At 37.7% G+C, this 1678-nt stretch carries 2 protein-coding genes; both read left to right on the top strand.

Translation table 11 applies throughout. From position 1 onward, the window contains the following. On the top strand, nt 1-1143 hold a 1143-nt coding region (locus tag ACY65O_RS11020; protein WP_462220912.1), incomplete at its 5' end, for a Gfo/Idh/MocA family protein. Nucleotides 1144-1235: 92 nt separating this feature from the next. After that, a partial coding sequence (locus tag ACY65O_RS11015; RefSeq protein ID WP_462220911.1) for a 6-phosphogluconolactonase occupies nt 1236-1678 on the top strand: 443 nt, incomplete at its 3' end.

Below are 1678 nucleotides of genomic sequence, written 5' to 3'. Positions count from 1 at the left end.
GTAAAACAATTTGGCAAGAAAGCACCTGTTGAATACAGCAATGGAAATTACGATTACAAAAATTTATTGCAGCGTGATGATATTGATGCGGTAATTATTGCATCGCCGTGGGAGTGGCATATACCGCAGGGAATAGATGCTGTGAATGCCGGTAAAATTGTGGGTATGGAAGTTTGCGGTGCAATAAAATTGCAGGATTGCTGGGATATTGTAAACGCATCTGAAAAAACAAAAGTGCCCATTATGCCTTTGGAAAATGTTTGTTACCGCAGAGATATTATGGCGGTACACAATATGGTTACCAAAGGAATGTTTGGTGAAGTATTGCATTTGCAAGGCGGCTATCAGCACGACTTAAGAGGTGTTTTATTTAATGACGGTATAACGCCTTACAATAGTGGCGCAGAGTTTGGCGCAAAAGCATACAGCGAAGCAAAATGGAGAACACAACATTATGTTGACCGTAATGGAGAAAATTATCCTACACATAGTTTAGGCCCGGTAGGCACTATGATTAATTTGCAAAGAGGAAATTGCTTAACCACTTTATCATCTGTTGCAACAAAAGCAAGAGGTCTTAACCGATATATAAAAAATCATCCGAAAGGCGGCGCCGATCACCCCAACGCAAAAATAAAATTTAAGCAAGGCGACATTGTAACAACACAATTGCAAACTGCCAATGGCGAAACAATTATTTTATCATTGGATACCTGTTCACCACGGCCTTACAATTTAGGTTTCAGGGTGCAGGGCACCAATGGTATTTGGCAAGATCATCACGAAGGTGAATTTGACAAAGGCATGATACATATTGATCAACTCAGCGAAAAACATGTGTGGGATAATCCGGAAAAATTAATGAAAGAAATGGATCATCCTTTATGGGTAAAGTATGAAAAAAATGCAACCAACTCCGGCCATGGTGGGATGGATTTTTTTGTTGATAATGCATTTATCGAAGCTATAAAAAGAAAGCAGGAGTTTCCGTTAGATGTGTATGATCTGGCAACCTGGTATGCTATTACACCATTGAGTGAAAAATCAATTGCTGAAGGGGGTACCATGCAAAAAATACCTGACTTTACAAGAGGGAAATGGAAAACCCGTAAACCAATTTTTGGATTAAGTAATGACTATTAAAAATCTTTTTTCATATAGCAAAGCAGCAGCATTTGAAACTGCAAGTCTGGTATTTCTATACCAGATTTTTTTTAATCTCTAATAAAAAAATTATGATAACAGAAATTTTAGCACCGCATAAATTAGTATCGTTCGAAAAAATTGATACTACTATTTATGCCACTGCAGAAGAAGCATGCAATGCAACTGCCAACGAAATTGCTGCACTGATACAGCATAAACAACGCAACGGGCAAACAACAGTGCTTGGCCTGGCAACAGGTGCCACACCTAAAAAAGTGTATGAAGCATTAATACTTTTGTACCGTAAAAAAGAATTAAGTTTTAAAAATGTAGTAACCTTTAACCTGGATGAATATTATTCCTTACAGCCCGATGCATTGCAGAGTTACCGGTATTTTATGGAAGAAAATTTATTTAAGCATATAGATATTGAAAGCGAAAATTGTTTTGTTCCGCATGGTGGCATACCGCAGGAGATGGTAAAAATGCATTGCCGGGGTTATGAAAAAAGAATTGAAGAATTTGGTGGTAT

Source organism: Ferruginibacter sp. (assembly GCF_031430955.1).
Taxonomy (GTDB): domain Bacteria; phylum Bacteroidota; class Bacteroidia; order Chitinophagales; family Chitinophagaceae; genus Ferruginibacter.
This window is presented reverse-complemented; position numbering and strand designations above follow the sequence as displayed.